The 26,803-nt window shown below is 65.1% G+C and carries 25 protein-coding genes and 1 tRNA gene; 4 read left to right on the top strand and 22 right to left on the bottom strand.

Annotation, left to right across the window (positions count from 1 at the left end; genetic code table 11):
* The 3 genes from B2J89_RS08930 to B2J89_RS08920 all read left to right on the top strand — a co-directional run.
* On the top strand, positions 1-2,115 hold a 2,115-nt coding region (locus B2J89_RS08930), incomplete at its 5' end, for an ABC transporter permease (protein WP_169168791.1).
* A gap of 19 nt (positions 2,116-2,134) precedes the next feature.
* Positions 2,135-3,211 (top strand): PLP-dependent cysteine synthase family protein, encoded by a 1,077-nt coding sequence (locus B2J89_RS08925; protein ID WP_169168790.1) that lies wholly within the window; start codon positions 2,135-2,137, stop codon positions 3,209-3,211.
* 30 nt (positions 3,212-3,241) lie between these two features.
* Positions 3,242-4,369 carry a lipocalin-like domain-containing protein gene (locus B2J89_RS08920; RefSeq protein ID WP_169168789.1) on the top strand — a complete coding sequence of 376 codons (1,128 nt, stop codon included), beginning with the start codon at positions 3,242-3,244 and terminating at the stop codon, positions 4,367-4,369.
* A gap of 76 nt (positions 4,370-4,445) precedes the next feature.
* Here the strand turns inward: B2J89_RS08920 and B2J89_RS08915 are convergent, their stop codons facing one another.
* Genes B2J89_RS08915 through B2J89_RS08895 form a run of 5 tightly spaced genes read right to left on the bottom strand, consistent with a single transcriptional unit; the run spans position 4,446 to position 9,129 of the window.
* A complete protein-coding gene (locus B2J89_RS08915) occupies positions 4,446-5,441 on the bottom strand; it encodes a branched-chain amino acid ABC transporter permease (RefSeq protein WP_169168788.1) in 996 nt (331 codons plus the stop codon).
* 12 nt (positions 5,442-5,453) lie between these two features.
* Entirely contained in the window at positions 5,454-6,338 is an 885-nt protein-coding gene (locus B2J89_RS08910) for a branched-chain amino acid ABC transporter permease (RefSeq protein WP_169168787.1), read from the bottom strand.
* Positions 6,339-6,376: 38 nt separating this feature from the next.
* A complete protein-coding gene (locus B2J89_RS08905) occupies positions 6,377-7,573 on the bottom strand; it encodes an ABC transporter substrate-binding protein (RefSeq protein ID WP_169168786.1) in 1,197 nt (398 codons plus the stop codon).
* A 58-nt stretch (positions 7,574-7,631) separates the two neighbouring features.
* A complete protein-coding gene (locus B2J89_RS08900; protein WP_169168785.1) occupies positions 7,632-8,357 on the bottom strand; it encodes an ABC transporter ATP-binding protein in 726 nt (241 codons plus the stop codon).
* A 1-nt stretch (position 8,358) separates the two neighbouring features.
* Complete coding sequence (locus B2J89_RS08895) at positions 8,359-9,129, bottom strand: ABC transporter ATP-binding protein (protein WP_169168784.1); 771 nt, start codon at positions 9,127-9,129, stop codon at positions 8,359-8,361.
* A gap of 220 nt (positions 9,130-9,349) precedes the next feature.
* Here B2J89_RS08895 and B2J89_RS08890 point away from each other — a divergent pair, with 220 nt between their 5' ends.
* Positions 9,350-11,170: an ABC transporter transmembrane domain-containing protein gene (locus B2J89_RS08890; RefSeq protein WP_169168783.1), complete on the top strand. Its 1,821-nt coding sequence runs from the start codon at positions 9,350-9,352 to the stop codon at positions 11,168-11,170.
* A gap of 121 nt (positions 11,171-11,291) precedes the next feature.
* Here B2J89_RS08890 and B2J89_RS08885 read toward each other — a convergent pair whose 3' ends face one another.
* The 17 genes from B2J89_RS08885 to B2J89_RS08805 form a co-directional block, all read right to left on the bottom strand.
* Positions 11,292-11,762: a DUF1178 family protein gene (locus B2J89_RS08885; RefSeq protein ID WP_169168782.1), complete on the bottom strand. Its 471-nt coding sequence runs from the start codon at positions 11,760-11,762 to the stop codon at positions 11,292-11,294.
* Positions 11,763-11,795: 33 nt separating this feature from the next.
* Positions 11,796-12,101 (bottom strand): DUF2818 family protein, encoded by a 306-nt coding sequence (locus B2J89_RS08880; RefSeq protein WP_169168781.1) that lies wholly within the window; start codon positions 12,099-12,101, stop codon positions 11,796-11,798.
* 19 nt (positions 12,102-12,120) lie between these two features.
* Positions 12,121-13,614, bottom strand: a complete 1,494-nt coding sequence (gene nuoN / locus B2J89_RS08875) for an NADH-quinone oxidoreductase subunit NuoN (protein ID WP_169168780.1) — start codon at positions 13,612-13,614, stop codon at positions 12,121-12,123.
* A 24-nt stretch (positions 13,615-13,638) separates the two neighbouring features.
* Positions 13,639-15,114: an NADH-quinone oxidoreductase subunit M gene (locus tag B2J89_RS08870; protein ID WP_169168779.1), complete on the bottom strand. Its 1,476-nt coding sequence runs from the start codon at positions 15,112-15,114 to the stop codon at positions 13,639-13,641.
* Between the two features lie 13 nt (positions 15,115-15,127).
* Positions 15,128-17,164, bottom strand: coding sequence for an NADH-quinone oxidoreductase subunit L (nuoL, locus tag B2J89_RS08865; RefSeq protein WP_169168778.1), 2,037 nt, complete (start codon positions 17,162-17,164; stop codon positions 15,128-15,130).
* Positions 17,165-17,191: 27 nt separating this feature from the next.
* On the bottom strand, positions 17,192-17,500 hold the full coding sequence (gene nuoK, locus B2J89_RS08860) for an NADH-quinone oxidoreductase subunit NuoK (RefSeq protein ID WP_169168777.1): 309 nt from the start codon (positions 17,498-17,500) through the stop codon (positions 17,192-17,194).
* Positions 17,497-18,171, bottom strand: a complete 675-nt coding sequence (locus B2J89_RS08855) for an NADH-quinone oxidoreductase subunit J (RefSeq protein ID WP_169168776.1) — start codon at positions 18,169-18,171, stop codon at positions 17,497-17,499. Before B2J89_RS08855 ends, nuoK begins: the two co-directional genes overlap by 4 nt.
* Before the next feature lie 42 nt (positions 18,172-18,213).
* Positions 18,214-18,723: an NADH-quinone oxidoreductase subunit NuoI gene (nuoI, locus tag B2J89_RS08850; RefSeq protein ID WP_169168775.1), complete on the bottom strand. Its 510-nt coding sequence runs from the start codon at positions 18,721-18,723 to the stop codon at positions 18,214-18,216.
* Between the two features lie 14 nt (positions 18,724-18,737).
* Positions 18,738-19,820, bottom strand: coding sequence for an NADH-quinone oxidoreductase subunit NuoH (gene nuoH / locus B2J89_RS08845; RefSeq protein WP_169168774.1), 1,083 nt, complete (start codon positions 19,818-19,820; stop codon positions 18,738-18,740).
* Positions 19,817-21,952 (bottom strand): NADH-quinone oxidoreductase subunit NuoG, encoded by a 2,136-nt coding sequence (gene nuoG, locus B2J89_RS08840; protein WP_169168773.1) that lies wholly within the window; start codon positions 21,950-21,952, stop codon positions 19,817-19,819. The genes nuoH and nuoG overlap by 4 nt, the downstream gene beginning before the upstream one ends.
* 15 nt (positions 21,953-21,967) lie before the next feature.
* Complete coding sequence (nuoF, locus tag B2J89_RS08835) at positions 21,968-23,323, bottom strand: NADH-quinone oxidoreductase subunit NuoF (protein ID WP_169168772.1); 1,356 nt, start codon at positions 23,321-23,323, stop codon at positions 21,968-21,970.
* Positions 23,320-23,811, bottom strand: a complete 492-nt coding sequence (gene nuoE / locus B2J89_RS08830; protein WP_169168771.1) for an NADH-quinone oxidoreductase subunit NuoE — start codon at positions 23,809-23,811, stop codon at positions 23,320-23,322. Before nuoE ends, nuoF begins: the two co-directional genes overlap by 4 nt.
* Positions 23,808-25,061 (bottom strand): NADH-quinone oxidoreductase subunit D, encoded by a 1,254-nt coding sequence (locus B2J89_RS08825; RefSeq protein WP_169168770.1) that lies wholly within the window; start codon positions 25,059-25,061, stop codon positions 23,808-23,810. Before B2J89_RS08825 ends, nuoE begins: the two co-directional genes overlap by 4 nt.
* Before the next feature lie 27 nt (positions 25,062-25,088).
* Positions 25,089-25,697 (bottom strand): NADH-quinone oxidoreductase subunit C, encoded by a 609-nt coding sequence (locus tag B2J89_RS08820; RefSeq protein ID WP_169168769.1) that lies wholly within the window; start codon positions 25,695-25,697, stop codon positions 25,089-25,091.
* Between the two features lie 9 nt (positions 25,698-25,706).
* A complete protein-coding gene (locus B2J89_RS08815; RefSeq protein ID WP_007849129.1) occupies positions 25,707-26,186 on the bottom strand; it encodes an NADH-quinone oxidoreductase subunit B family protein in 480 nt (159 codons plus the stop codon).
* 25 nt (positions 26,187-26,211) lie between these two features.
* Positions 26,212-26,571 carry an NADH-quinone oxidoreductase subunit A gene (locus B2J89_RS08810; RefSeq protein ID WP_169168768.1) on the bottom strand — a complete coding sequence of 120 codons (360 nt, stop codon included), beginning with the start codon at positions 26,569-26,571 and terminating at the stop codon, positions 26,212-26,214.
* A 77-nt stretch (positions 26,572-26,648) separates the two neighbouring features.
* Positions 26,649-26,733: transfer RNA gene (locus B2J89_RS08805), tRNA-Leu, on the bottom strand.
* Positions 26,734-26,803 lie beyond the last annotated feature (70 nt).

Raw genomic sequence — 26,803 nt, 5'->3', positions numbered from 1 at the left:
CTGGAACTGCAATCGGGCCTGCAGCGCGTGGCGGTGCGCGTGGCCGGCAGCGTGGCGGCCGGCGGCGCGCCACTGGCGGTGATGGACATCGGCGCTGCGCAAGACCTGTGGGGCCGCGGCGGCGAACTCAGCCGCATCGACCTGCAGCTGCGGCCGGGCACCGTGCGCAGCGCTTTCCGCCAGGCGCTCGAGGCCACCCCCGGCTGGCCTGCCGGCCTGGTCTGGGCCGAGCCCGGCGACGCCGCTCAGAGCGTGGGCAACCTCTCGCGCGCCTACCGCGTCAACCTCACGGTGCTGGCGCTGGTGGCGCTGTTCACCGGCGCGTATCTGGTGTTTTCGGTGCTGGCGCTGAGCGTGGCCCAGCGCGCGCCGCAGTTCGCGCTGCTGGCCGTGCTCGGCGCCACGCCGCGCCAGCGTTTGCAGCTGGTGCTGGCCGAGTCGCTGCTGCTGGGCCTGGTGGGCAGCGCCGCCGGCATTGCGCTGGGCACGGCGCTGGCGGCCGCCGCGCTGCGCCTGCTCGGCGGCGACCTGGGCGGTGGCTACTTTGCCGGTGCCGAGCCACCCCTGCAGTGGAGCGCGGGTGCCGCGCTGCTATACGGCGCGCTGGGCATGGGCGCGGCCGTGCTCGGCGGGTGGTGGCCGGCGCGCGCGGCGCAGGCGCTGGCGCCGGCACAGGCCCTCAAAGGGCTGGGGCAGACCGGCAGCGGCGCGCCGCGCGGCCGCGTCGGTATGGTTTTGATAGCGGCTGGCGCCTTGCTGGCAATAGCTCCGGCCGTTTTTGGCATTCCATTGGCGGCGTACGTCGCGATCGGCCTGCTGCTGGTCGGCGGCATTGCGCTGCTGCCCTGGGGCGTGGCGCTGCTGCTGCGCGCGCTGCAGCCGCTGGCCGCGCCGCGCCTGCTGCCGCTCCTGGCGCTGGAGCGTGCGCGGCGCACGCGCGGCACCGCCGCCGTGGCGGTGGGCGGCGTGGTCGCCAGCCTCAGCCTGGCGGTGGCGCTGACGGTGATGGTGGCGAGCTTTCGCGGCTCGGTCATGGACTGGCTCGACGCCGTGCTGCCGGCGCCGCTCTATGTGCGCAGCGCCGGCGCGCAGACCGGCGACGCGCCGGCCTTCGGCCCCGATCTGGTGCGCCGCATCGCCGAGCTGCCCGGCGTCGAACGCGTGCAGGGCACGCGCTTTGTGCCGCTGCTGCTCGATCCGGCGCGCGCGCCCGTCGTGCTGATCGCGCGCCCGCTGGGCGGCGACGCGGCACGCACGCTGCCGCTGGTGGCGCCGCCGCTGCCGGTGCCTGCCGGCCACATTGCGGTCTATGCGAGCGAGGCGCTGGCCGACCTGTGGGGCGCCACGCCGGGCCGCACTCTGCCCGCGTTTTCCAAGGCCTTTTCGGCTCTGGCGCAGGTGGGACAAGCCCAGGCAGATCCTTTGTTTGTAGCAGGCGTGTGGCGCGACTATGCGCGCCAGAGCGGCGCTCTGGTGATCGACGCACCGGACTACATGCGCCTGACGGGCAATGCGCGTGCCAACGACTTGGCGCTGTGGCCGCGCGCCGGCGCTGATGTCGCGCAGCTCGAGCGGGCCATCACGGCGCTGGCGGGCGGTGCGGACGGGCTGGGCGCAGAGGCGAACGCCAGCGCGGCGCCGGCGCCGCTGCTGGAGTTCGCCGCGTCCGAAGCGATCCGCGCGCGCTCGCTGCGCATCTTCGACCGCAGCTTTGCCGTCACCTACTGGCTGCAGGCGGTGGCGATCGGCATCGGGCTGTTCGGCGTGGCCGCGAGCTTCAGCGCGCAGGTGCTGGCGCGGCGCAAAGAGTTCGGCCTGCTGGCGCATCTGGGCCTGACGCGCCGCCAGATCCTGGCCGTGGTGGCCGGCGAAGGCGCGGCCTGGACGGCGGTGGGTGCGCTCGCCGGCCTCTTGCTGGGCCTGGCGGTGGCCGTGGTGCTGGTGCACGTGGTGAACCCGCAAAGCTTCCACTGGCGCATGGACCTGCGCCTGCCGCTGTGGCGCCTGCTCGCGCTGTGCGCGGCCGTGGTGGCGGCCGGCACGCTGACGGCGTGGCTGGCCGGGCGCGCGGCGGCCGGGCGCGATGCGGTGCTGGCGGTCAAGGAAGACTGGTAGGCCTGCCACAATCCGCCCCATGCCCCACGCCGCCCTCCTCCAGATCCCACAGAGTCCCTGGCTGCACCAGGCCATCGCCCGCATCGAGGCCGATTTCCAGCGCAGCGCCGACACCCACCTGATCCCGCTCGCGCTGCCCGGCTATGCCGCGCACGGCATCGACCTGTACCTCAAGGACGAATCGACCCACCCGACGGGCAGCCTCAAGCACCGGCTGGCGCGTTCGCTGTTTCTGTATGCGCTGTGCAACGGCTGGGTGCGCGAGGGCTCGACCATCGTCGAGGCGTCGAGCGGCTCCACCGCGGTGAGCGAGGCCTATTTCGCGCGCCTGCTGGGCCTGCCCTTCGTCGCCGTGATGCCGCGCAGCACCTCGCCCGAGAAGATCGCGCAGATCGAGTTCCATGGCGGGCGCTGCCACTTGGTGGACAGCGCGAGCGCCGTCTACGACGAGGCCCATGCGATTGCCGCGCAGACCGGGGGACACTACATGGACCAGTTCACCTATGCCGAGCGCGCCACCGACTGGCGCGGCAACAACAACATTGCCGAGAGCATGTTCACGCAGATGGCGCGCGAGCGCCACCCGGTGCCGCGCTGGATCGTGGTGGGCGCGGGCACGGGCGGCACCAGCGCCACCATCGGCCGCTATGTGCGCTACCAGCGCCACGCCACGCAGGTCTGCGTGGCCGACCCGGCCGGATCGGTGTTCAGCGCCTACCACCGCACGGGCGACGCCACGCTCACGGCGCCGGGCTCGCGTATCGAAGGCATTGGCCGCCCGCGCGTCGAACCGAGCTTCATCCGCACGCTGGTCGACCGCATGGAGGGCGTGGCCGACGCCGATTCGGTGGCCGCCATGCGCGCGCTGTCGCAGCTGCTGGGCCGGCGCGTGGGGCCGTCCACCGGCACCAACTTCGCCGCCATGCTCACGCTCGCGCAGGAGATGCGCGCGCGCGGCGAGCAGGGCTCCATCCTGTCGCTGCTGTGCGATGCGGGCGAGCGCTACCTGCCGACCTATTTCAACGCGGACTGGGTCGCGCAGACGCTGGGCTGCTGCGAGGCCGCGGGGCAGCGCGTGCAGGCCGGCATGGCTTGAGGGCCTGCCCACCCCCGTTCGACAGCCGCCATGCGCTTCCTCCCTGCCAACGCCCCGCCGCCCGACGCCTCGCGCCGGCAATGGCTGGCGTGGGCTGCGGGCACAGTGCTGGCCGGGTCCACCCTGCCCGCTTGGGCGCTGCCGCCGCGCCAGCTGCAGTTCCCGCGCGACTTTGGCAGCCACCCCGATCTGCGCACCGAGTGGTGGTACATCACCGGCCAGGCGCGCGCGGGCGGGCAGCGCTGGGGCTTTCAGGTCACCTTCTTTCGCTCGCGCGTCGATGCCGCGCAAGGGATGCAATCGGCGTTTGCCGCGCGCCAGCTCCTGTTCGCGCACGCCGCGCTGACCGACCTGCAGGCCGGCCGGCTCCACCACGACCAGCGCATCGCGCGCGCCGGCTTTGGCGTGGCGCAGGCGAGCGAGGCCGACACCGACATCCGGCTGCAGGACTGGTCGCTGCGTCGCACCGCCCGGGGCCCGGGCAGCCGCTACAGCGCGCGCGTCACGGCCGGCGACTTCGCGCTGCAGCTCGACTTCGACACCACCCAGCCCGTGCTGCTGCAGGGCCAGCAAGGCCTCTCGCGCAAGGGGCCGGATGCGGCGCAGGCCAGCTACTACTACAGCCAGCCACAGCTGCAGGTGGGCGGCAGCCTCGCGCTGGCGGGACGCACCATGGCCGTGGAGCCAGCGGCGCAGGCCGGCGACAACCGCGCCTGGCTCGACCACGAGGCGAGCGAGGCGCTGATGCACCCGCAGGCGGTGGGCTGGGACTGGATCGGCATGAACCTGCACGACGGCAGCGCGCTCACCGCCTTCCGGCTGCGCCGCGCCGATGGCTCGGCGCTGTGGGCGGGCGGCTCGTGGCGCGCGGCCGGCGCCGCGCCGCGCGCGTTTGCCGCGACCGAGGTCGTGTTCACGCCGCTGCGCTGGTGGGCCAGCCCGCTGGGCCCGGCGCGCTACCCGGTGCAGTGGCGCGTGGACACGCCCGCGGGGCGCTTCGAGGTGCGCGCGCTGCTCGACAACCAGGAGCTCGACAGCCGCGGCTCCACCGGCGCCATCTACTGGGAAGGCCTGTGCGCGCTGCACGCTGCCACGGGCGAGGTGGTGGGCGGCGGCTACCTGGAAATGACGGGTTACGCGCAGGCGCTGCGCTTGTAGAAACAAAAGGCCCCGATGGCCGGGGGGCCGATCGGGGCATTTGATTGGGGGAGCGCCGCGGGACGCACCAGAAGCCTCAGGCCTTCTTGCCCCCGCGCACACGCGTCAGCCAGGCGATCAGCTCGCCCATGATGCCGCGACGGAAGGCCAGCACGCAGATCACGAAGATCAGCCCGGTGACGATGGTGACCGATTCGCCCAGCGTGTGGAACCACGCAATGCCCGAGACGTTGGCCAGCAGCTCGCCGAGCTCGCCGATCTTGTTCTCAAGCAGCACGACCACGGCCGAGCCGACGAGCGGCCCCGACAGGGTGCCCAGGCCCCCCACCAGCGTCATCAGCACCACGTGGCCCGAGGCCGTCCAGTGGACGTCGCTGAGCGTGGCAAAGCCCAGCACCAGGGTCTTGAGCGAACCGGCCAGTCCCGACAGCGCAGCCGACAGCACGAACGCCAGCAGCTTGAAGCGGTTGGTGTCGTAGCCCAGCGAAATGGCGCGCGGCTCGTTTTCCTTGATCGCCTTGAGCACCTGGCCGTAGGGCGAGTGCACGGTGCGCACGATCAGCAAGAACGCCGCCACCACGACGACCAGCACGACGTAGTACATCGCCAGGTCGTCCTTCAGGTCGATCAGGCCGAACAGCTTGCCGCGCGGCACGCCTTGCAGGCCGTCCTCGCCGCCGGTGAAGGGCATCTGCAAGCAGACGAAGAACAGCATCTGCGCGAGCGCCAGCGTGATCATCGTGGAGTAGATGCCTTCGCGGCGGATGGCGAAGAAGCCGACGATCAGGCCCAGCAGCGCACCGCTGGCCGTGCCCAGCAGCAGTCCGACTTCGGGGGTGAAGCCCCACACCTTCATGGACTGGCCCGCCACATAGGCCGAGCCCCCCAAAAAGGCGGCGTGGCCGAAGGACAGCAGGCCGGTGTAGCCCAGCAGCAGGTTAAAGGCCGCGGCGAACAGCGCGAAGCACATCAGCTTCATCACGAACACCGGGTAGGCGCCCAGCCACGGCGCCACCAGCAGGCCGACGAATAACAGGCCGTAGCCGATGGCGGAAAGTTTCTTGAAATTCATGTGGGCAGCCCCTTATTTTTCTTTGCCGAACAGGCCGGCGGGGCGGATCAGGAGAACGATGACCATGATGACGAACACCACGGTCGACGACGCTTCGGGATAGAACACCTTGGTGAACCCCTCGATGATGCCCAGCCCCAGCCCGGTCAGGATCGAGCCCATGATGGAGCCCATGCCACCGATCACCACGACGGCGAACACCACGATGATGAGGTTTTGCCCCATCAGCGGCGAGACCTGGTAGACCGGTGCGGCCAGCACGCCGGCAAAGGCGGCCAGCGCGGCACCAAAGGCATAGGTCAGCGTGATCATGACCGGCACGTTGATGCCGAAGGCCTCGACCAGGCGCGGGTTTTCGGTGCCGGCGCGCAGGTAGGCGCCCAGCTTGGTCTTTTCAATCACATACCAGGTGCCCAGGCAGACCACCACCGAGGCCACCACGACCCAGGCGCGGTAGTTGGGCAGCATCATGAAGCCCAGGTTGGTCGCGCCTTCGAGCAGCTCGGGCGTGTCGTAGCCCAGGCCCGAGACGCCGTAGACCGAGCGAAAGACGCCCTCGATCAACAGCGTCAGGCCCAGCGTGAGCAGCAGCCCGTACAGGTGGTCGAGCTTGTAGATCCAGCGCAGCAGAAGGCGCTCGATCAAGATCCCGAACACCCCCACCACCAGTGGCGCCAACACCAGCATCAGCCAGTAGTTGATGCCCAGGTAATTCATGGCCATCCAGGTCACCACGGCCCCCATCATGAACAGCGCACCGTGCGCAAAGTTGATGACGTTGAGCAGGCCGAAGATCACGGCCAGCCCGAGGCTGAGGATTGCGTAAAACGAGCCATTGACCAGCCCCAGAAGGAGCTGGCTGAGCATGGCCGGCAAGGAGACACCAAAAATTTCCATGGGAAGGCGGCAGAAAGTGAAGGAGTCGGGTCAGCGGTTTATTTCCAGAGAGCGCACTTGCTCTCGGCTTTGGTCGTGAAGATCTGCTCGCCCGGAATCTTCTTGACGACCTTGTAGTAGTCCCAGGGCTTGGTGGACTCCGACGGCTTCTTGACTTCCATCAGGTACATGTCGTGCACATAGCGGCCATCCGGACGCAGCGTGCCGGTCGCATAGAAGTCGTTCATCTTCATGCCGCGCCATGCTGTCATGACCTTGTCGGCGTCCACGCTCTTGGCCGCTTCGACGGCCTTGAGGTAGTTCATGGTGGCCGAGTAGTCGGCAGCCTGGATCGACGTGGGCATGCGCTTGGTCTTGTCGAAGAAGCGCTTGGCGAACTTGCGCGTATCGTCGTTCAGGTCCCAGTACCAGCTCGTGGTGAGCTGCAGGCCGGCGGTGTTCTTGAGGCCCAGGCTGTGGATGTCGGTGATGAACAGCAGCAGGCCTGCCATCTTCATGGTCTTGTCGATGCCGAACTCCTTGGCGGCCTTGATCGCGTTGATGGTGTCGCCACCCGCGTTGGCCAGGCCGAGGATCTGGGCCTTGGAGTTTTGCGCCTGCAGCAAGAACGAAGAGAAGTCCGAGGCGTTGAGCGGATGGCGCACCGAGCCCACCACCGTGCCACCCTTGGCCTTGACGGCGGCGGCGGTGTCGGCTTCGAGCGCTTGGCCGAAGGCGTAGTCGGCGGTCAGGAAGAACCAGCTCTTGCCCCCAGCGTCGACGATGGCCGAGCCCGTACCGCGCGCCAGCGCCACGGTGTCGTAGGCGTAGTGCACGGTGTAGGGCGTGCACTGTTCGTTGGTCAGCGCCGACGAACCTGCGCCGTTGTTGACGTAGACGCGCTTCTTCTCGGCCGCGACCTTGGCCGAGGCCAAGGCGGTGCCCGAGTTGGTGCCGCCGAACAACATCGTCAGGCCTTGCGTGTCGATCCATTCGCGCGCCTTGGAGGCGGCGATGTCGGCCTTGTTCTGGTGGTCTGCCGTGAGCAGTTCGACGGGCATGCCCAGCACCTTGCCGCCGAAATCGTCGATGGCCATCTGAATCGCCAGTGCGCCGTTCTTACCTTCGACGTCGGCGTACAGGCTCGACATGTCGGTGATGAAACCGATCTTGACCTTCTCTTGCGCATGCGCGGTGGGGGCGACCAGGCCGGCGGCGCCCAGCATCAGCGCCAAAACCGTCAGTTTGTTTTTCATGGATGTCTCCTGTTGTAGTGAGAGGGTTGCGAAAACATGGGCGCAGCGGTGCGACCGGTCAAACGCCGAGCAGATTGTTGAGCACCGGCATTTTTTCTTCGAGCTCGCTGGCGCCGAAGCGCTCGACGATGCGGCCGTGCTCCATCACATAGAAGCGGTCGGCCAGCGGTGCGGCAAAGCGGAAGTTCTGCTCGACCATGACCACGGTGTAGCCGCGCTCGCGCAGCATGGTGATCATGCGCGCCAGCGCCTGCACGATGACCGGCGCGAGGCCTTCGGAGATTTCATCGAGCAGCAGCAGCTTGGCACCGGTGCGCAGGATGCGGGCCACGGCCAACATCTGCTGCTCGCCGCCCGACAGGCGCGTGCCCTGGCTGTGGCGGCGCTCGGCCAGGTTGGGGAACATGGCGTAGATTTCGTCCACCGACATGCCGGCCGAGCCGGTCTTGAGCACGGGCGGCAGCAGCAGGTTCTCTTCGCACGAGAGGCTGGAGAAAATGCCGCGCTCTTCGGGGCAGTAGCCCAGGCCCAGGTGCGCAATGCGGTGCGTGGGCATGCCGATCGTTTCCACGCCGTTGATCTTGACCGAGCCGCGGCGCGCACCGGTCAGGCCCATGATGGCGCGCAGCGTCGAGGTGCGTCCGGCGCCGTTGCGGCCCAGCAGCGTCACCACTTCGCCGGGCTGCACCACCATGTCCACGCCATGCAGCACATGCGATTCGCCGTACCAGGCTTCCAGGTTCTGAAGCTCCAGCGCGGGGGTTTGGGAAGATGCGGTCGCCATGTCAGTGGGCTCCCTGCAGTTGGCCGTCGGTGGTGCCCATGTACGCTTCCATGACCTGGGGGTTGCTCGATACTTCGGCGTACGGCCCTTCGGCCAGCACGGCGCCGCGCTGCAGCACGGTGATGCGGTCGGCGATGGTCGAGACCACCTTCATGTTGTGCTCCACCATCAGGATGGTGCGGCCGGCCGACACCTTCTTGATGAGCCGGGTCACACGGTCCACGTCTTCGTGGCCCATGCCCTGCGTGGGCTCGTCCAGCAGCATGAGCTCGGGTTCCATGGCCAGCGTGGTGGCGATCTCCAGGGCGCGCTTGCGGCCATAGGGCAGATTCACGGTGAGTTCGTCGGCCAGGTCTTCCAGACCCACTTCGGTGAGCAGTTCCATGGCGCGGGCATCGAGCTGGCGCAGGCTGCGCTCGCTTTGCCAGAAATGGAAGGCGGTGCCCAACTTGCGCTGCAGGCCCACGCGCACGTTCTCCAGCAGCGTCAAGTGCGGGAACACCGCCGAGATCTGGAACGAGCGGATCACGCCGCGGCGCGCGATCTCCGCGGGCTTCTCGCGCGTGATGTCCTGGCCGTTGAAGCGGATCAGGCCCGAGGTCGGCACCAAAAACTTGGTCAGCAAGTTGAAGCACGTGGTCTTGCCGGCGCCATTGGGCCCGATCAGGGCGTGGATGGAGCCGCGGCGCACCGACAGGGTCACGTTGCTGACCGCGGTGAAGCCTTTGAACTCTTTGGTCAGGCTTTGGGTTTCAAGTATGACGTCGCTCATTGCGCCTTGGCTGCTCCGTAGGGATGGGCACGGGCGTGCCAAGAAGGCGCGCCCGCGGAATTTCTGTAGCACGCATCCTAAGTGCCCGGCCATTTACCGGCGACTGGGGCTTACGCCTATGTATTAATGCCTACCGTTCCAGAGGCCGGAACGCTGGGCGCCTGCGGCGACGAAAAGGCGCAGCCATGCCCTTCCGGCGGCACGCCTCTAAACTGCCGCGATGGCCTCTTCACACCCTTCTGCGGCACCCGGCGCGCCGCGTGCGCTCAGCGGGCTTCTGCCTTTTCTGCGCCCCTACCGCGGGCGCATTGCGCTGGCCTTGCTGTTTTTGCTGCTGGCCGCCCTGGCCACGCTGGCTTTTCCGCTGGCCCTGCGCACCCTGATCGACGGCGGCCTGGGCGGCACCCGTGCCGACCGCAGCGCGCAGGCGCTGGCCTTGCGCGGCCACTTCGGCGCCCTGTTCGCGGTGGCCGTGGCCCTGGGGGTTTTTTCGGCAGCGCGCTTCTATATGGTCAGCTGGCTGGGCGAGCGCGTGACGGCCGACCTGCGCAATGCCGTCTATGCCCATGTGCTGCGCCAGAGCCCGCAGTTTTATGAAACCACGCAAAGCGGCGAAGTGCTCTCGCGCCTGACCACCGACACCACGCTGGTGCAGACCGTCGTGGGCTCCTCGCTGTCGATGGGGCTGCGCAATGCGGTGATGGGGGTGGGCGCACTGGCCATGCTGGTGTGGACCAACCCCCGCATCATGGCCATCGTGCTGATGATGTTGTTGCTGGTCGTGCTGCCCGGCATGTGGATAGGCCGGCGCGTGCGCCGCCTCTCGCGCGCCAGCCAGGACCGCGTCGCCGATTCCAGCGCCATCGCGGCCGAGGTGCTCAACGCCGTGCCCGTGGTGCAGAGCTACACCGCCGAGCCGCGCGAGGCGGCGCGCTTTGCGCAGGCGACGCAGAACGCGTTCGAGGCGGCCGTGCGCCGCACCAGCGCGCGCGCTGTGCTGGTGGCGTTCATCATCATTGCCAACGCCGCGCTGCTGCTGTGGGGCCTGTACCGCGGCACCGAGGCGGTGCTGGCCGGCCAGCTGAGCGCCGGCCACCTGGGGCAGACCGTGGTCTACGTGGCCCTGCTGGCCGGTGCGGTGGCGGTGCTGGGCGAGGTCTACGGCGACCTGCTGCGCGCGGCCGGCGCCACCGAGCGCCTAATGGAATTGCTGGCCAGCGAGTCCGCCGTGGCCTCGCCAGCGCGCCCACAGCCTTTGCCAGTCACAGGCCAAGGGCTGGCGGTTGCTTTCGAGCGGGTGGGCTTTCACTACCCCTCCCGCCCCACGCAGGCGGCGCTGCGGGACTTCTCGCTGGAGCTGGCACCGGGCGAAACCGTGGCCTTGGTGGGCGCGAGCGGCGCAGGCAAGACCACGGTGTTCCAGCTGCTGCAGCGCTTCTACGACGTGGACCCAGGCGTGGTGGGCTCGGCCGCGGGGCGCATCTGCCTCAACGGCGTCGATCTTCGTGACCTGTCGCTGGAGGCCTTGCGCAGCCACACTGGCACCGTGCCGCAGGACGCGGTGATTTTTTCTGCCAGCGCACTGGAAAATATCCGCTACGGGCGGCCCGAGGCCAGCGATGCCGAGGTGTTTGCCGCTGCGCAGGCGGCGTTCGCGCACGATTTCCTGCTGGCGCTGCCCGAGGGCTATGCCACGTTCCTGGGCGAGCGCGGCGTGCGCCTGTCGGGCGGCCAGCGCCAGCGCATCGCCATTGCGCGCGCCATGCTCAAGAACCCGCCGCTGCTGCTGCTTGACGAGGCCACCAGTGCGCTGGACGCCGAGAGCGAGCGCATGGTCCAGGCCGCGCTCGACTCGGCCATGCAGCGTCACACGGGCCAGCGCACCACGCTGGTCATCGCGCACCGCCTGGCCACCGTGCAAAACGCCGACCGCATCGTCGTGCTGGACCAGGGGCGCATCGTGGAACAGGGCCCACACGCGCAACTCGTGGCGCTCAACGGGGTGTATGCGCGCCTGGCGGCGCTGCAGTTCACGGCCTGAGCGCCGCGCGCGCCGCAAAAAACACATCAAATTTGGCCCAAACCCTTACCAGGCAAGCGCAAGCAGCTATCAATTTGGCACTTGCGGGCTGGCCCCGCGGCGGCCCATGGGCGGCAAGCCCTTATTGCAGGGTGTCGGTGGCGCCGTCCGGCAGCGCAAGCGGCAGCACGGCGATGCCTTCGTCGAGCAGTTCCACCGTCTCTGCCAGGCTGGCCTGGCCGCGGATGGCGCGCTCCGGCGCTTCGCCATAGTGCATGCGCCGGGCCTCGTCGGCGAACCGCGGGCCCACGTTCTCTGTCTGTGCAGCGATCTTGCGCGCCCATTGCAACCAAGCGGCCTGCAGCGACGCGGCGGCGGCCGGTGCCGCTGGAGCCGCCGCAACCGGCACTGCGCTCTCCTGCGCCGCCCCACCCGCTGGGTCGCGCGCCGCGCGCTGGATGCGCGGCGCACTCAGCACCTTGCGCACCTGCGCATCGCCGCACAGCGGGCACTGCAGCAGGCCGCGTTGCAACTGGTCTTGAAAATCGGCTTCGCCGCCAAACCAGCCTTCAAAGGCATGGTCTTTCTGGCAGCGCAGATCCAGCACCTTCATGGCAATGGCCGGGCGCGGGCGCGCTGGACGCCGTCAGCCGCGGCGGCGGACCAGGTAGCGATAGACGAACCCGGGAAAGGCGAGCGTGATGAACAGCGTTCCTGTGATGGCATAGAACTCCCAGCCCTGGGGCGCGATCTGCCCTGCCCGCTTTTCCAGCAGCAGCGCAAAAGCGCCGACCACGAAGTAGAGCAGCAGCATCTCCAGCAGCCGCACAGCCAGCGCTTTGCGCGGCCGCAAAACCGGGCCTACGGCCAGGACCCGGTGGTTGAAGAACGGCAGGTTGGCCGCAAAGCATGCGGACAGGATCACCAGCCAGACGGCTGCGGAGGAGGACACAGGCCTGCCGTCCGGGGCGTCAGGAGGCCAGCGAACGCACGATGGCGTCTGCGCACAGCGCCATCAGGCCGCCGGGCACCAGGCCGAGTGCGAGCACCAGGGCGCCATTGACGGTCAGCACCACGCGCACCTGCAACGGGGCGGACACCGTGGTGGCCGTGAGTGGCGCATCAAAGTACATGACCTTGACGACGCGCAGGTAATAGAAGGCACCGATCAGCGACAGCACCACGGCGAACACCGCCAGCGCGATGTAGGCGGCCTGGCCCGAGGCCATCAGCGCCTGCAGCACCGCTAGTTTGGCGTAGAAACCCACCAGCGGTGGCAGACCGGCCATGGAGAACAGGCACACGGCGAGCACACCGGCGTAGAGCGGGCTGCGCTGGTTCAGGCCGGCCATATCGGAAATTTCTTCGCTCTCGAAGCCTTCGCGGGCCAGCAGCAGGATCACGCCGAAAGCGCCCAGCGTGGTCAGCACATAGGTCACCACGTAGAACATGGCGGAGCTGTAGGCGCCCTCGACCGTCGAAGCGTCCACATTGCCGTTGATGACGCCCGACAACAAGCCCAGCAGCACGAAGCCCATGTGCGAGATCGTCGAGTAAGCCAGCATGCGCTTGAGGTTGGTCTGTGCGATGGCAGCCAGGTTGCCCACCAGCAGCGAGGCAATGGCGAGGACGGCCAGCATCTGCTGCCAGTCGATCGCCAGGGGCAGCAGCCCGTCCACCAGCAAGCGCATGGCGATGGCGAACGCCGCCAGCTTGGGCGCACTGCCGATCAGCAGCGTGACGACCGTGGGCGCGCCTTGGTACACATCGGGCAGCCACATGTGGAAGGGCACGGCGCCAAATTTGAACGCCAGACCGGCCACGATGAAGACCACACCAAACACGAGCACTTGGTGGCGGATCTGGCCCGAATTGACGGCCTTGAAGACTTCACCGATGTCGAGCGAGCCGGTGGCGCCGTACAGCATGGACATGCCATAGAGCAGAAAACCGCTGGCCATGGCACCGAGCACGAAGTACTTCATGGCGGCTTCGGTCGCTGTCGCGTTTTCGCGGCGCAGCGCCACGAGCGCATAGCTCGACAGCGTCAGCAGCTCCAGGCCCAGGTAGATCACCAGGAAGTTGTTGGCGCCGATCATGACGAACATGCCCAGCAGCGAGAGCATGGCCAGCGTGAACAGCTCACCGCCGCGCAGCATGCCGCGGTCGCCTGCGTAGGGCCGGCCGTAGACCAGCGTCACCATCATGGCCACGGTGGCGAAGCACTTGAGCCAGTTGCCCATGGCGTCGCTGACGACCATGTTGCCAAAGCCATAGAAGGTGTTGCCGCTGCTGGCATACAGGCCCTGCAGCACAGCCACCACCGCCAGCGTGAGCATGGTCAGGGCATAGGTACCGGTGCGCCGCGGGCTGTGCACGCCCAGGTCGACCAGCGCGATCACGCAGGCCATGACTAGGAGCAGGATCTCCGGGTAAATCACCAGCCAACTGATGTTGTCAATCATCTCGGGTCTCTCAATTCAGTTGGTTCAATTCAGCTTGGACAGCGCCACATGCTTGAGCAGCTCGGCCACGGAGGTGTCCATCACATCGGTGAAGGGGCGTGGGTAAATGCCCATGTAGAGGATGGCAACGGCGAGCAGGGCCAGCATGAAGAACTCGCGCCGGCCGATGTCGAGCATGGCCTTCACGTTGGCATTGCCGACCGCGCCCAGGTAGACGCGCTTGAACATCCACAGGCTGTAGGCCGCACCCCAGATCAGGGCCGTGGCGGCGGCCAGGCCGAGCCAGAAGTTGGCCTTGACGGCCGCCAGGATCACCATCCACTCGCCGACGAACCCGGCTGTGCCCGGCAGGCCGCAGTTGGCCATGGTGAACAGCAGGGCAAAGGCCGCGAACTTGGGCATGGTGTTGACCACGCCACCGTAGTCGGCGATTTCCCGCGAGTGCACGCGGTCGTAGAGCACGCCGATCGACAGGAACATGGCGCCCGACACGAAACCGTGGGCAATCATCTGCACCAGGCCGCCCGAGACGCCCAGGTCGTTGAAGATGAAGAAACCCAGCGTGACGAAACCCATGTGCGCCACGGACGAATAGGCCACGAGCTTCTTCATGTCCTTTTGCACCATGGCCACCAAGCCGACGTAGACCACGGCGATCAGCGACAGGGCGATCATCAGCCAGGCCCATTCGCGCGCGGCATCCGGAGCGATGGGCAGCGAAAAGCGCAAGAAACCATAGGCCCCGAGCTTGAGCATGATGGCCGCCAGCACGGCCGAGCCGCCCGTCGGCGCCTCGACGTGCACGTCGGGCAGCCAGGTATGCACCGGCCACATCGGCACCTTCACCGCAAACGCGGCAAAAAAGGCAAAGAACAGCAGGGTCTGCGCTCCGGCGTCGAGCGGCAGCTTGTGCCAGGTGGCGATGTCGAAGCTGCCTCCGGCGTGGTGGTAGAGGTAGATGAACGCAACCAGCATCAGCAGCGAGCCCAGCAGCGTATACAGGAAGAACTTGAACGCCGCGTAGATCTTGCGGGGACCGCCCCAGATGCCGATGATGAGGTACATCGGAATCAGCGTGGCCTCGAAGAACACGTAGAACAGCAGGCCGTCGAGCGCGCTGAACACGCCGATCATCAATCCCGACAGGATCAGAAACGCGCCCATGTACTGGTTCACACGCTCGGTGATCGACTCCCACGAGGCAATCACCACGACCACGGTGATGAACGCCGTGAGCGGCACGAACCAGAACGAGATCCCGTCCACGCCAACGTGGTAGAAGATATTGAAACTCTCGATCCACGCGGCCTTTTCAACGAACTGCATGGCCGCGGTACCGAGCTGAAAGCCCTCGTACAACGGCAGCGTGACGGCAAAACCGATCAAGGCACCGACCAGTGCCAGCCAGCGCACCATGCGCGCCTGCTCCTCACGGCCGAAGAACAGCAGCAGTGCACCGAACGCGATCGGCGTCCAGATAGCAAGACTCAACAAACCCATTTTTATTTTTCCCCTACTTGTTGAGCCAGACGAAATACGTCATGAGCACGAAGACTCCCAGGATCATGACCAGCGCATAGTGGTAGATGTAACCCGTCTGCACGCGGCGCACCACACTGGCGACCCACCCTACCAGTTTCCATGATCCATTGACCAAGGCACCATCGATGAGGGCCTGGTCGCCGCCTTTCCAGAGGCCTACGCCCAGAGCGCGTGCGCCGCGCGCGAGGATGTTCTCGTTGATCCAGTCGAAGTAGTACTTGTTGTCCAGCAGCGTGTAGACCGGCTGGAACGCCCGCTTGATGGCGGCCGGCAGCGCCGGGTTGACCATGTACATGTAGTAAGAAAGCGCCACGCCTGCTAAGGCCAGCCAGAACGGCGCGGTCGAGAAGCCGTGCAGCGCCATGGCCATGGGGCCGTGGAAGAACTCTGCCAACGCGGCCATGGCGGGGTGCTTGGCGGAGTCCACAAAGATCGCGTCCTTGAAGAAGTCCCCGAACAGCATGGGCTCGATCGTCATGAAGCCGATCACCACCGAAGGAATCGCCAGCAGCACCAGCGGCACCGTCACCACCCAGGGGGATTCGTGCGGCTTGCTGTGGTCGTCGTGATGGTGGTGCGGATCGGGCTCCTCGTCCGCCGCGTGGTGGTGCGCATCCGGGTTCTGGTCGTAGCGCTCCTTGCCATGGAAGACCAGGAAGTACATGCGGAAGGAATAGAACGCCGTGACGAACACCCCGGCGAGCACCGCGAAGTGGGCAAAACCCGCCGCCGGGAGCTGGCTGGCATGCACGGCCTCGATGATGCTGTCCTTGGAGTAAAAGCCCGAGAAGAGCGGCGTGCCGATCAGGGCTAGCGAGCCCAGCAGCGACGTGATCCAGGTGATAGGCATGTACTTGCGCACGGCCCCCATCCAGCGGATGTCCTGGTTGTGGTGCATGCCGATGATGACCGAGCCGGCGGCCAGGAACAGCAGCGCCTTGAAGAAGGCGTGCGTCATCAGGTGGAACACCGCCACCGAGTAGGCCGATGCGCCCAGCGCCACCGTCATGTAGCCCAGTTGCGACAGCGTGGAATAGGCCACCACGCGCTTGATGTCGTTCTGGATGATGCCCAGGAAGCCCATGAACAAGGCGGTGATGGCGCCGATGACCAGGATGAAGTTCAGTGCCGTATCGCTGAGTTCAAACAGCGGCGACATGCGCGCGACCATGAAGATACCGGCCGTCACCATGGTGGCGGCGTGGATCAGCGCGGAGATGGGCGTGGGGCCTTCCATGGAATCGGGCAGCCACACGTGCAGCGGGAACTGCGCGCTCTTGCCCATGGCGCCAATGAACAGGCAGATGCAGATCACGGTGACCAGCATCCAGTCGGTGCCGGGGAAGCCCAGCGCGCCCAGTTCACCGGCCTTGCCAAACACCTCTGCGTAGTTCAGCGTGCCTGCATAGGCGGCGATCAGGCCAATGCCCAGGATGAAGCCGAAGTCGCCGATGCGGTTGACCATGAAGGCCTTCATGTTGGCGAACGTGGCCGACGGCTTGGTGTACCAGAAGCCGATCAGCAGGTAGGACACCAGACCCACCGCCTCCCAGCCGAAGAACAGCTGCAGCAGGTTGTTGCTCATGACGAGCATCAGCATGGAGAAGGTGAACAGCGAGATGTACGAAAAAAAGCGGTTGTAGCCTTCGTCCTCTTCCATGTAGCCGATGGTGTAGATGTGCACCATCAGGGACACGAAAGTCACCACGCACATCATCATGGCGGTCAGGTTGTCGATGAGAAATCCGACCTCCATCTTGAGACCGCCCACCACCATCCAGGTATAGAGCGTCTCATTGAAGCGCGCACCGTCCAGCGCCACGCTCTTGAGCGTCATGGCGGACAGGACGAAGGCGACGAGCACCCCCAGGATCGTCAGCGTGTGCGACAGGCGCCGGCCCATCCAATTGCCACCGAAGGCGGTGCCAAAAATGCCAGCCAGCACGGCGCCAGCCAGCGGCGCCAGGGGAACGACCAGAAGCGTTGCAGCAGAGAGGGTTTGACTCATTGTGGAGAACCTTGCATGTCCGGCGGCTCAACCGCGGAGGGTGTCGAGGGTGTCCGCATTGATGTTGGACTTGTTGCGGAACAGCAGCACCAGGATGGCCAGCCCGATGGCCGACTCGGCAGCCGCCACCGTCATGATGAAGAACACGAACACCTGGCCGTGCATATCACCCAGGTAGTGGGAGAACGCCACGAAGTTCATGTTCACGGCCAGCAGCATCAGCTCGATGGCCATCAGCAGGACGATCAGGTTCTTGCGGTTCAGAAAAATACCGATGACGGCCAGCGAAAACAGCATGGCGCCCAGCGATAAGAAATGCCCCAGTGTCAAAGTCATGCTTTCTTCTCCTCGGTACCCGCGTCGGCCTCGGCAACCACCGGTGGCTGCGCCTTCTGGGTGACCGCCATCTTGAGCAGCTGCACACGGTCGGCAGCTTTGACACGCACCTGCAACGAGGGGTCAATGGCCTTGCTGTCCTTGCGCTTGCGCAGGGTCAGCGCGATGGCCGAAATCATGGCTACCAGCAGGATGACTGCAGCAATCTCCACCGGATAGAGGTATTGCGTGTACATCAGCTTGCCCAGGGCCAGCGTGTTCGAATACGGAATCACATTGCCTGCGGCATCGACCATGGCCGCCAGCGCCTTGGGCTCGTCCATGCCGCGAAAGCCGCCCATCAGGACCGCAGCCATTTCGAGTGCAATCAGCGCGCCCATGGTTGCAGCCACCGGAAAATGCTTCCAGAAACCCTGCCGTATCGTGTTCACATTGATGTCCAGCATCATGACCACGAAGAGGAACAGCACCATCACCGCTCCGAGGTAGACCAGCACGAGCACGATGGCCAGGAACTCGGCCTTGAGCAACAGCCACACGCCAGCAGCCTGCGAAAAAGCCAGGATCAGGTGCAGCACGGCGTGCACCGGGTTGCGGGCGGTGATGACCCGGAAGGCTGCATAAAGCAGCACGACCGAGAACAGATAGAAAAAACCAGTCTTGGCGTCCATGAATCGATTCTTTGTAGAAGTCGGCTTAGAGCGGGCGCTGCATCAGCGATATTTGGCGTCGGCTGCCTTGGCAGCGGCGATTTCGCCTTCGTAGCGGTCGCCCACGGCCAACAGCATGTCCTTGGTGAAGTACAGGTCACCCCGCTTTTCGCCGTGGTATTCGAAGATGTGCGTCTCGACGATGGAGTCGACCGGGCAGCTCTCTTCACAGAAGCCGCAGAAAATGCACTTCGTCAGGTCGATGTCGTAGCGCGTGGTGCGGCGTGAGCCGTCGTCGCGCTGCTCCGACTCGATGGTGATGGCCACGGCGGGGCACACCGCTTCGCACAGCTTGCAAGCAATGCAGCGCTCTTCGCCGTTGTCATAACGGCGCAGCGCATGCAGCCCGCGAAAACGCGGCGACAGTGGCGTTTTCTCTTCCGGGAACTGCACCGTCACCTTGCGCCGGAACGCATAGCGCCCGGTCAGGGTCATGCCTTTGACGAGTTCCACGAGCAAAAAGCTCTTGAAAAAGTCCTTGATGGAAAAAGATGCAGCAGCAACGGCAGCCATTCGTGTGTCCCCGCTTATTTCCAGATGTTCCATGGCGAGTGCAACCACGCCCCGACGATGACCAGCCACACCAAGGTGACTGGAATGAAGATCTTCCAGCCCAGGCGCATGATCTGGTCATAGCGAAAGCGCGGGAAGGTCGCACGGATCCAGATGAACATGGATACCACTACGAAGGTCTTCACGCCGAGCCAGATCCAGCCGGGAATCCAGTTGAACAGCGCGTTATCGATGGGGGACATCCAGCCCCCCAGGAACATGAGCACCGCCAGGATGGACACCAGCCACATGCTGGCGTATTCCGCCAGGAAGAAGATGGCAAAACCCATCCCCGAATACTCGACCATGTGGCCGGCCACAATTTCCGCCTCGCCTTCCACCACGTCGAACGGGTGGCGGTTCACCTCGGCCACGCCGGAGATGAGGTAGACGATGAAAATCGGCAGCAAAGGCAACCAGTTCCAGGACAGGAAGTTGAGCCCGAGGCCCGCCGCCATGCCGCGCGACTGGCCCATGACGATCTCGGTCAGGTTCATGCTGCCGGACACCATGACCACCACCAAAAAGCAAAAGCCCATGGCGATTTCATAGCTGACCATCTGGGCCGAAGCCCGCATGGCACCAAGGAACGCATATTTCGAGTTCGAGGCCCAACCCGCAATGATCACGCCATACACCTCGATGGAGGTGATGGCCAGCATCAGCAGCAAGCCGGCATTGACGTTGGTCAGCGCGACATCCGGACCGAAGGGAATCACCACCCAGGCCGCCAGGGCCGGCATGATGGCCATCACAGGACCGAGCACGAACAGCCCCTTGCTGGCCGCCGTCGGCTGGATGATTTCCTTGGTGAGCAGTTTCAAGGCATCGGCAATCGGCTGCAGCAGGCCCAGCGGGCCGACCCGGTTGGGGCCATGGCGCACTTGCATGAAGCCCAGGAGCTTGCGTTCCCACAGCGTGAGGTAGGCCACAGCACCCATCAGGGGCAACAGCACCACGACGATCTTGATCAGGATCCAGAGCACGGGCCAGGCTGCGCCCGTCCACCAGGTCTGCCCGACCAGGCCCAGGCCGCCGTTGTAGAGCGTATCGATCATGCTGCGGCTCCTTCACGGGCCAGGCGCGCATCGGCCGTGAGCTGCAACGAGGGCGCACGGCGCACGATGCCGTCGAGCTGGTAGATGGATGCCGTCACCGGATCGGGCAGCGCCATCGATGCCACCGGAGCGCTTGCCTGCGTGGCGTTGTTCAGTTGCGCAGCGGGCACACGGGTCACATCGCCCGCCGGTGCGCCGGTCGCCTGCGCCAGCACCTGCTGCGAAGTCTCATAATCAAAGCCCGACAGGCCCAACAGATTCGCCAACACCCGCAGCACCTTCCAGCCAGGGCGGGTTTCGCCCAGTGGCCGCACCACGGCATGGAAGCTCTGCAGCCAGCCCTCGGCATTGACAAAACTGCCCGAGGTTTCGGTGAACGGCGCGATCGGCAGCAGCACGTCGCTGAACTCCATGTTGGCCTTGAAGGGGCTCAGGGTCACGACCATGTCTGCACGGCCCAAGGCCTGCGCTGCGGCAGCGCCTGCAGCACTGTCGTATTCGGGCTCGGTGTTCAACAGCAGCACGCCGCGCAGGCCCCCTGCCAGCATCTGCCCTGCGTTCTGCCCACCCTGTGCCGGCAGCGCGCTCATCCACTGTGCTCCCACGGTGTTGGCAGCTTCCGTGAGGTAGCCGACCGTTGCGCCCGTGTGCTGCCCAATCCACTGTGTCAGGGCCAACAGACCGGTGGCATGCGCATGGTGCGCGGCCGCATTGCCCAGCAGCACGGCTTTGTGCTCGCCACGCAGCAGCGCGCGCGCGATGGACTGGGCCACGTCGCCCGCCTTGCCGGCCGCGTCTGGCGCAGGCACGCCTTTTTCGAGGGCAATGGCGGCGGATATGTCCGCCAGCGCCTGCATCCAGGCCGCTGGCGTGGCAAGCAGCGTGTGCGCTACGGGCAGGGCCCAGTCGCGCACCACCGCGTCAATCGACGACACGCTGCAGCCCTTGCGCGCAGCCTGGCGGATGCGCTGCGCAAACAGCGGATGGTCCTTGCGCAGGTTGGAGCCTACGACCAGCACAGCGTCCAAGGTGGACAGCGACGCAATGGAGCGCCCCAGCCAGCGCACGCCTTCCGGCGCGGTGAAATCGGCATGGCGCAGGCGGTGGTCGATGTTGTCGCTGCCCAGTGCGCGGACCAGCGCGCTCGCGAGGAACAGTTCCTCTAGCGTGCTGTGGGGACTGACCAGCGCACCGATGCTGTCCGCACCGTGCTCGGCCCGAATCTGCTGCAGGCCGTTGGCCACGTACTCCAGTGCCGTCTGCCAGTCGACTTCGCTCCAGACCCCGCCCTGCTTGAGCATGGGGCGCTGCAGGCGCTCATCGCTGTTCAGCGCTTCATAGGAGAAGCGGTCTCGGTCGGCAATCCAGCACTCGTTGACGTCTTCGTTCTCGAGCGGCAGGACGCGCATGACCTTGTTGTTCTTGACCTGCACCACCAGGTTCGCACCGGTGGAATCGTGCGGACTGACCGACTTGCGGCGCGACAGCTCCCAGGTGCGGGCGCTGTAGCGGAAGGGCTTGCTGGTCAAAGCACCCACGGGGCAAATGTCGATCATGTTGCCCGAGAGTTCGGAATCGATCGTGTCGCCGGCCACCGTGGTAATTTCGGAATGCTCGCCGCGGTGGATCATGCCCAGCTCCATGACGCCGGCCACTTCTTGGCCAAAGCGCACGCAACGGGTGCAGTGGATGCAACGCGTCATCTCTTCCATGGAGATCAGCGGCCCCACATCCTTGTGCAGGACCACGCGCTTTTCTTCCTCGTAGCGCGAAGCAGATGCGCCGTACCCTACCGCAAGATCCTGCAGCTGGCATTCACCACCCTGGTCGCAGATGGGGCAGTCCAGCGGGTGGTTGATCAGCAGAAACTCCATGACCGACTGTTGCGCCTGGATGGCCTTGTCGCTCTTGGTGCGCACGACCATGCCCTGCGTCACGGGCGTGGCGCAGGCCGGCATGGGCTTGGGGGCTTTTTCCACATCGACCAGACACATGCGGCAGTTGGCCGCAATGGAAAGCTTTTTGTGGTAGCAAAAATGCGGAATGTAGGTGCCTGCCTTCTCGGCCGCATGCATGACCATGCTGCCTTCGGCAATTTCCACTTTCTGACCGTCAAGTTCAATTTCAACCATATGCTTTTCTCACGATCAGGCAGAAGCTGCGGTCTGAGGGTTCGTCTTCTGGATCAGCGCCTCGAACTCGGGCCGGAAATGCTTGACCATGGCGCGCACCGGCATGGCCGCTGCATCACCGAGGGCGCAGATGGTGCGGCCCATGATGTTGCTGGCGACGGAGTCGAGCACGTCCATGTCCGCCGGATGGCCCTCGCCACGGTGGATCCGGTCCACCAGGCGCCAGAGCCAGCCTGTGCCTTCGCGGCAGGGCGTGCACTGGCCACAGGACTCGTGCATGTAGAAGTAGGACAAGCGCTTGAGCGACTCGACCATGCAGCGGCTGTCGTCCATGACGATGACCGCTCCCGAGCCCAGCATGGAGCCGGCCTTGGCGATGGAGTCGTAGTCCATCGTGCACTCCATCATGATGGCGGCAGGCAACACCGGCGACGACGAGCCACCCGGGATCACGGCCTTGAGCTGGCGCCCCTGGCGCACGCCGCCTGCGAGCTCCAACAGCTTGGCAAAAGGCGTACCCATCGGGACTTCGTAATTTCCGGGTTTTTCCACATCGCCGCTGACCGAATAGATCTTGGTGCCGCCGTTGTTGGGCTTGCCACAGGCCAAGTAGGACGCGCCGCCGTTGCGGATGATCCACGGCACGGCCGCGAAGGTTTCGGTGTTGTTGATGGTGGTGGGCTTGCCGTACAGGCCAAAGCTGGCCGGAAATGGCGGCTTGAAGCGCGGTTGCCCCTTCTTGCCTTCGAGCGACTCCAGCAAAGCGGTTTCTTCACCGCAGATGTAGGCGCCAAAGCCGTGGTGGGCATGCAGCTGAAAGCTGAAGCTGCTGCCCAGAATCTCGTCTCCCAGGTAGCCCGCGGCGCGGGCCTCTTCGAGTGCGGCCTCGAAACGGTTGTACACCTGGAAAATCTCGCCATGGATGTAGTTGTAGCCGACGCTGATGCCCATCGCGTAAGCGGCAATGATCATGCCCTCGATCACGATGTGCGGGTTGAACATCAGGATGTCGCGGTCCTTGCAGGTGCCCGGCTCGCCCTCGTCCGAGTTGCAGACCAGGTACTTTTGCCCCGGGAACTGGCGCGGCATAAAGCTCCACTTCAGACCCGTCGGAAAGCCAGCGCCGCCGCGGCCACGCAGCCCCGACTCCTTGACTGTGGCGATGACCTGGTCCTGCGTCATGGCTTCAGCACCTTCGCCTAGGCCCAGCATCTTGCGCAAGGCCTGGTAGCCGCCGCGCGCCTCATAGTCCTTGAGACTCCAGTTGGAACCGTTGAGCCCGGCGTAGATTTGCGGCTCGATATGGCGGTCGTGGAAGCAGGTTTCCACGCCCGCGGCCTGGAACTGGGAAAGGACTGCTGCTGTGTTCATGGCTGGCCCTCCACTGCGCGCAGGCTGTCGACCAGTTGGTCGAGCTTGTCGTTGCCCATGAAACTGCACATGTTGCGGTCGTTGACCAGCATCACCGGCGCATCGGCGCATGCCCCAAGGCATTCGCACTGCTGCAGGGTGAACATGCCGTCTGCCGTGGTTTCGCCCATGGCAATGCCCAGCTTGTGTTCCAGGTGTTCCAGGGCCTTGCCGCCGTCACGCAACAGGCACGGCAGGTTCGTGCACACGGCCAGCTTGTACTTACCCACCGGCCGCTGGTTGTACATGTTGTAGAACGTGGTGACTTCGTGCACCGCAATCTGCGGCATGCCAAGGTACTCGGCAATGGCAGCCTCGCTCTCCTCGCTCACGTAGCCCTGCTCCGCCTGGACAATTGCCAGGCAGGCCATGACCGCGGACTGCTTCTGCTCCGCAGGGTATTTGGCCACTTCGCGCGCAAAGCGCGCTTGGGTCGCTTCAGAAATCATCGGTCAATCTCTCCGAACACGATATCCATGGTGCCAATGATGGCCACCACGTCGGCCAGCATGTGACCACGGGCCATTTCGTCCATGGCAGCCAGGTGCGCGAAACCAGGTGCACGGATCTTCAGGCGGTAGGGCTTGTTGGCACCATCGCTCACCAGATAGATGCCGAACTCGCCCTTGGGGTGTTCGACCGCCGCGTAGGCCTCGCCCTCGGGCACGTGGAAGCCTTCGGTGAACAGCTTGAAATGGTGGATCAGCTCTTCCATGTTGGACTTCATGGATTCGCGGTCGGGCGGCGCCACCTTGTGGTTGTCGGTGATGACAGGGCCTGGGTTGGCACGCAACCACTGGATGCACTGCTGGATGATGCGGTTGGACTGGCGCATCTCGTTCACGCGCACCAGATAGCGGTCGTAGCAATCGCCCGTCTTGCCCACCGGGACATCGAAGTCCATGCGGTCATAGACATCGTAAGGCTGGGTCTTGCGCAGATCCCAGCCAATGCCGGAGCCGCGCAGCATCGGCCCGGTCATGCCCAGATTGAGTGCGCGCTCAGGTGCCACCACACCAACGCCCACGGTGCGCTGCTTCCAGATGCGGTTGTCGGTCAGCAGGGTTTCGTACTCGTCCACGCAGGCGGGGAAGCGCCGCGTGAAGTCTTCGATGAAATCGAGCAACGAACCCTTGCGGTTCTGGTTGCGCGCCTCGAGCGACTTGGCGTTGCGCACCTTGCTGGCCTTGTACTGCGGCATGCTGTCGGGCAGGTCGCGGTAGACACCGCCGGGGCGGAAATAGGCGGCGTGCATGCGTGCGCCGGAGACCGCCTCGTAGATGTCAAAAAGGTCCTCGCGCTCGCGGAAGGTATAGATCAGGATGGTGGAGCTGCCGCAGTCATTGCCGTGCGAGCCGAGCCACATCAGGTGGTTCAGCAGGCGCGTGATCTCGGAGAACATCACCCGGATGTACTGCGCGCGCAGCGGCACTTCCAGGCCCAGCAGCTTCTCGATGGCCAGGCAGTAGGCATGCTCATTGCACATCATGGACACGTAATCGAGACGGTCCATGTAAGGCAGCGACTGGATGTAGGTTTTGTGCTCGGCCAACTTTTCAGTCGCACGGTGCAGCAGCCCGATGTGCGGGTCGGCGCGCTGCACGACTTCGCCGTCGAGCTCCAGCACCAGGCGCAGCACGCCGTGCGCGGCCGGGTGCTGCGGCCCCAGGTTCAGGGAATAGTTCTTGATTTCAGCCATGGTGGATCACAGAAGGCGCTCCGCGCCTCAGTGCAGGCCTCCGTATTTGTCTTCGCGAATGATGCGCGGCGTAACTTCGCGCGGCTCGATGGTTACCGGCTCGTAGATGACACGGCGCTGCTCGGCGTCGTAGCGCATCTCCACGTGGCCCGACAGCGGAAAATCCTTGCGGAATGGGTGGCCGATGAACCCGTAGTCGGTCAGGATGCGGCGCAGGTCGCCATGCCCATCGAACACGATGCCGTACAGGTCGAATGCCTCGCGCTCGAACCAGGCCGCCGAGTTCCAGAGAACCGTCACCGAGGGCACCACCGGGAAATCGTCATCGGCGCAATACACCTTCACGCGCACGCGCTGGTTGAGGCTCACCGACAACAGGTGCGACACCACGCAGTAGCGCAAGCCCTCCTGCGGACGATCGCCATATGAGGAATAGTCGAGACCGCACAGATCGATCAGTTGCTCGAACTGGCAGCCCGGCGCATCGCGCAATTGCCGCATCGCTTCCAGATAATGCGCAGCAGGCACCTCGACGGTCACTTCGCCCAGTGCCACCGACACCTGGCGCACCTTGTCGCCCAATGCGGCCACAAGGGTATCCCTGAGTTTTTCAGGGTGAATGGCAACAACTGTCATGGAACCCCTTCAGACGCGCGCGATGGTGTTGGTGCGGCGGATTTTCTGCTGCAGCTGGATGATCCCGTAGATCAGCGCCTCCGCCGTGGGCGGGCAGCCAGGCACATACACGTCCACCGGAACGATGCGGTCACAGCCACGCACCACCGAATAGCTGTAGTGGTAGTAGCCACCGCCGTTGGCGCATGAACCCATGGAGAGCACCCAGCGCGGCTCACTCATCTGGTCATAGACCTTGCGCAGCGCGGGCGCCATCTTGTTGCACAGCGTGCCCGCCACAATCATCAGATCGGACTGGCGCGGGCTGGCACGGAACACCTCGGCACCAAAACGGCCGATGTCGTAGCGCGCCGCCGCCGCATGCATCATCTCGACGGCGCAGCAGGCCAACCCAAAGGTCATAGGCCACAGCGACCCCGTCTTGGCCCAGTTCACCACGGAGTCATAGCTCGTGGTGATGAAGCCTTCCTTCATCACGCCTTCAATCATTGTGTCTGTCCTCGCTCAAGCCCGGTCATTCCCAATCCAGGGCACCCTTTTTCCACTCGTAGACAAAGCCCACGACGAGGATGGTCAGGAAAATCACCACTGCAACGAAACCCACCACCCCGACATCATGGAATGCCACGGCCCAGGGAAAAAGAAAGGCAATTTCGAGGTCGAAAAGAATGAACAGGATGGCCACCAGGTAATAGCGCACATCGAACTTCATGCGCGCATCCTCAAAGGCCTCGAAGCCGCACTCGTAGGGAGAGTTCTTTTCGGGGTCCGGGCGATTGGGGCCCAAAATGTAGCCCAGCGCCAAAGGCACGACACCCACGGCAATGCCGACCAAAATAAACAAAAGAACGGGGAGATATTGATCGAGGTTCATCTTGGGGATGTGCTCACCGCTGGAGCCTTATCCGACATGACCGCTGAACGGGACATGTGGACAAGCTCTTTTTTGTTTGGTGCCGTCGGCGAGACTCGAACTCGCACAGCTTTCGCCACTACCCCCTCAAGATAGCGTGTCTACCAATTTCACCACGACGGCTGTTGTGTTGTCTGAATGGCTTGAGGAACCTGTTGGTTTTTGCTTTCCAGACAATCAGGGATTCTACCCC

It is taken from the genome of Acidovorax sp. SRB_24 (genome assembly GCF_012931925.1).
This window is presented reverse-complemented; position numbering and strand designations above follow the sequence as displayed.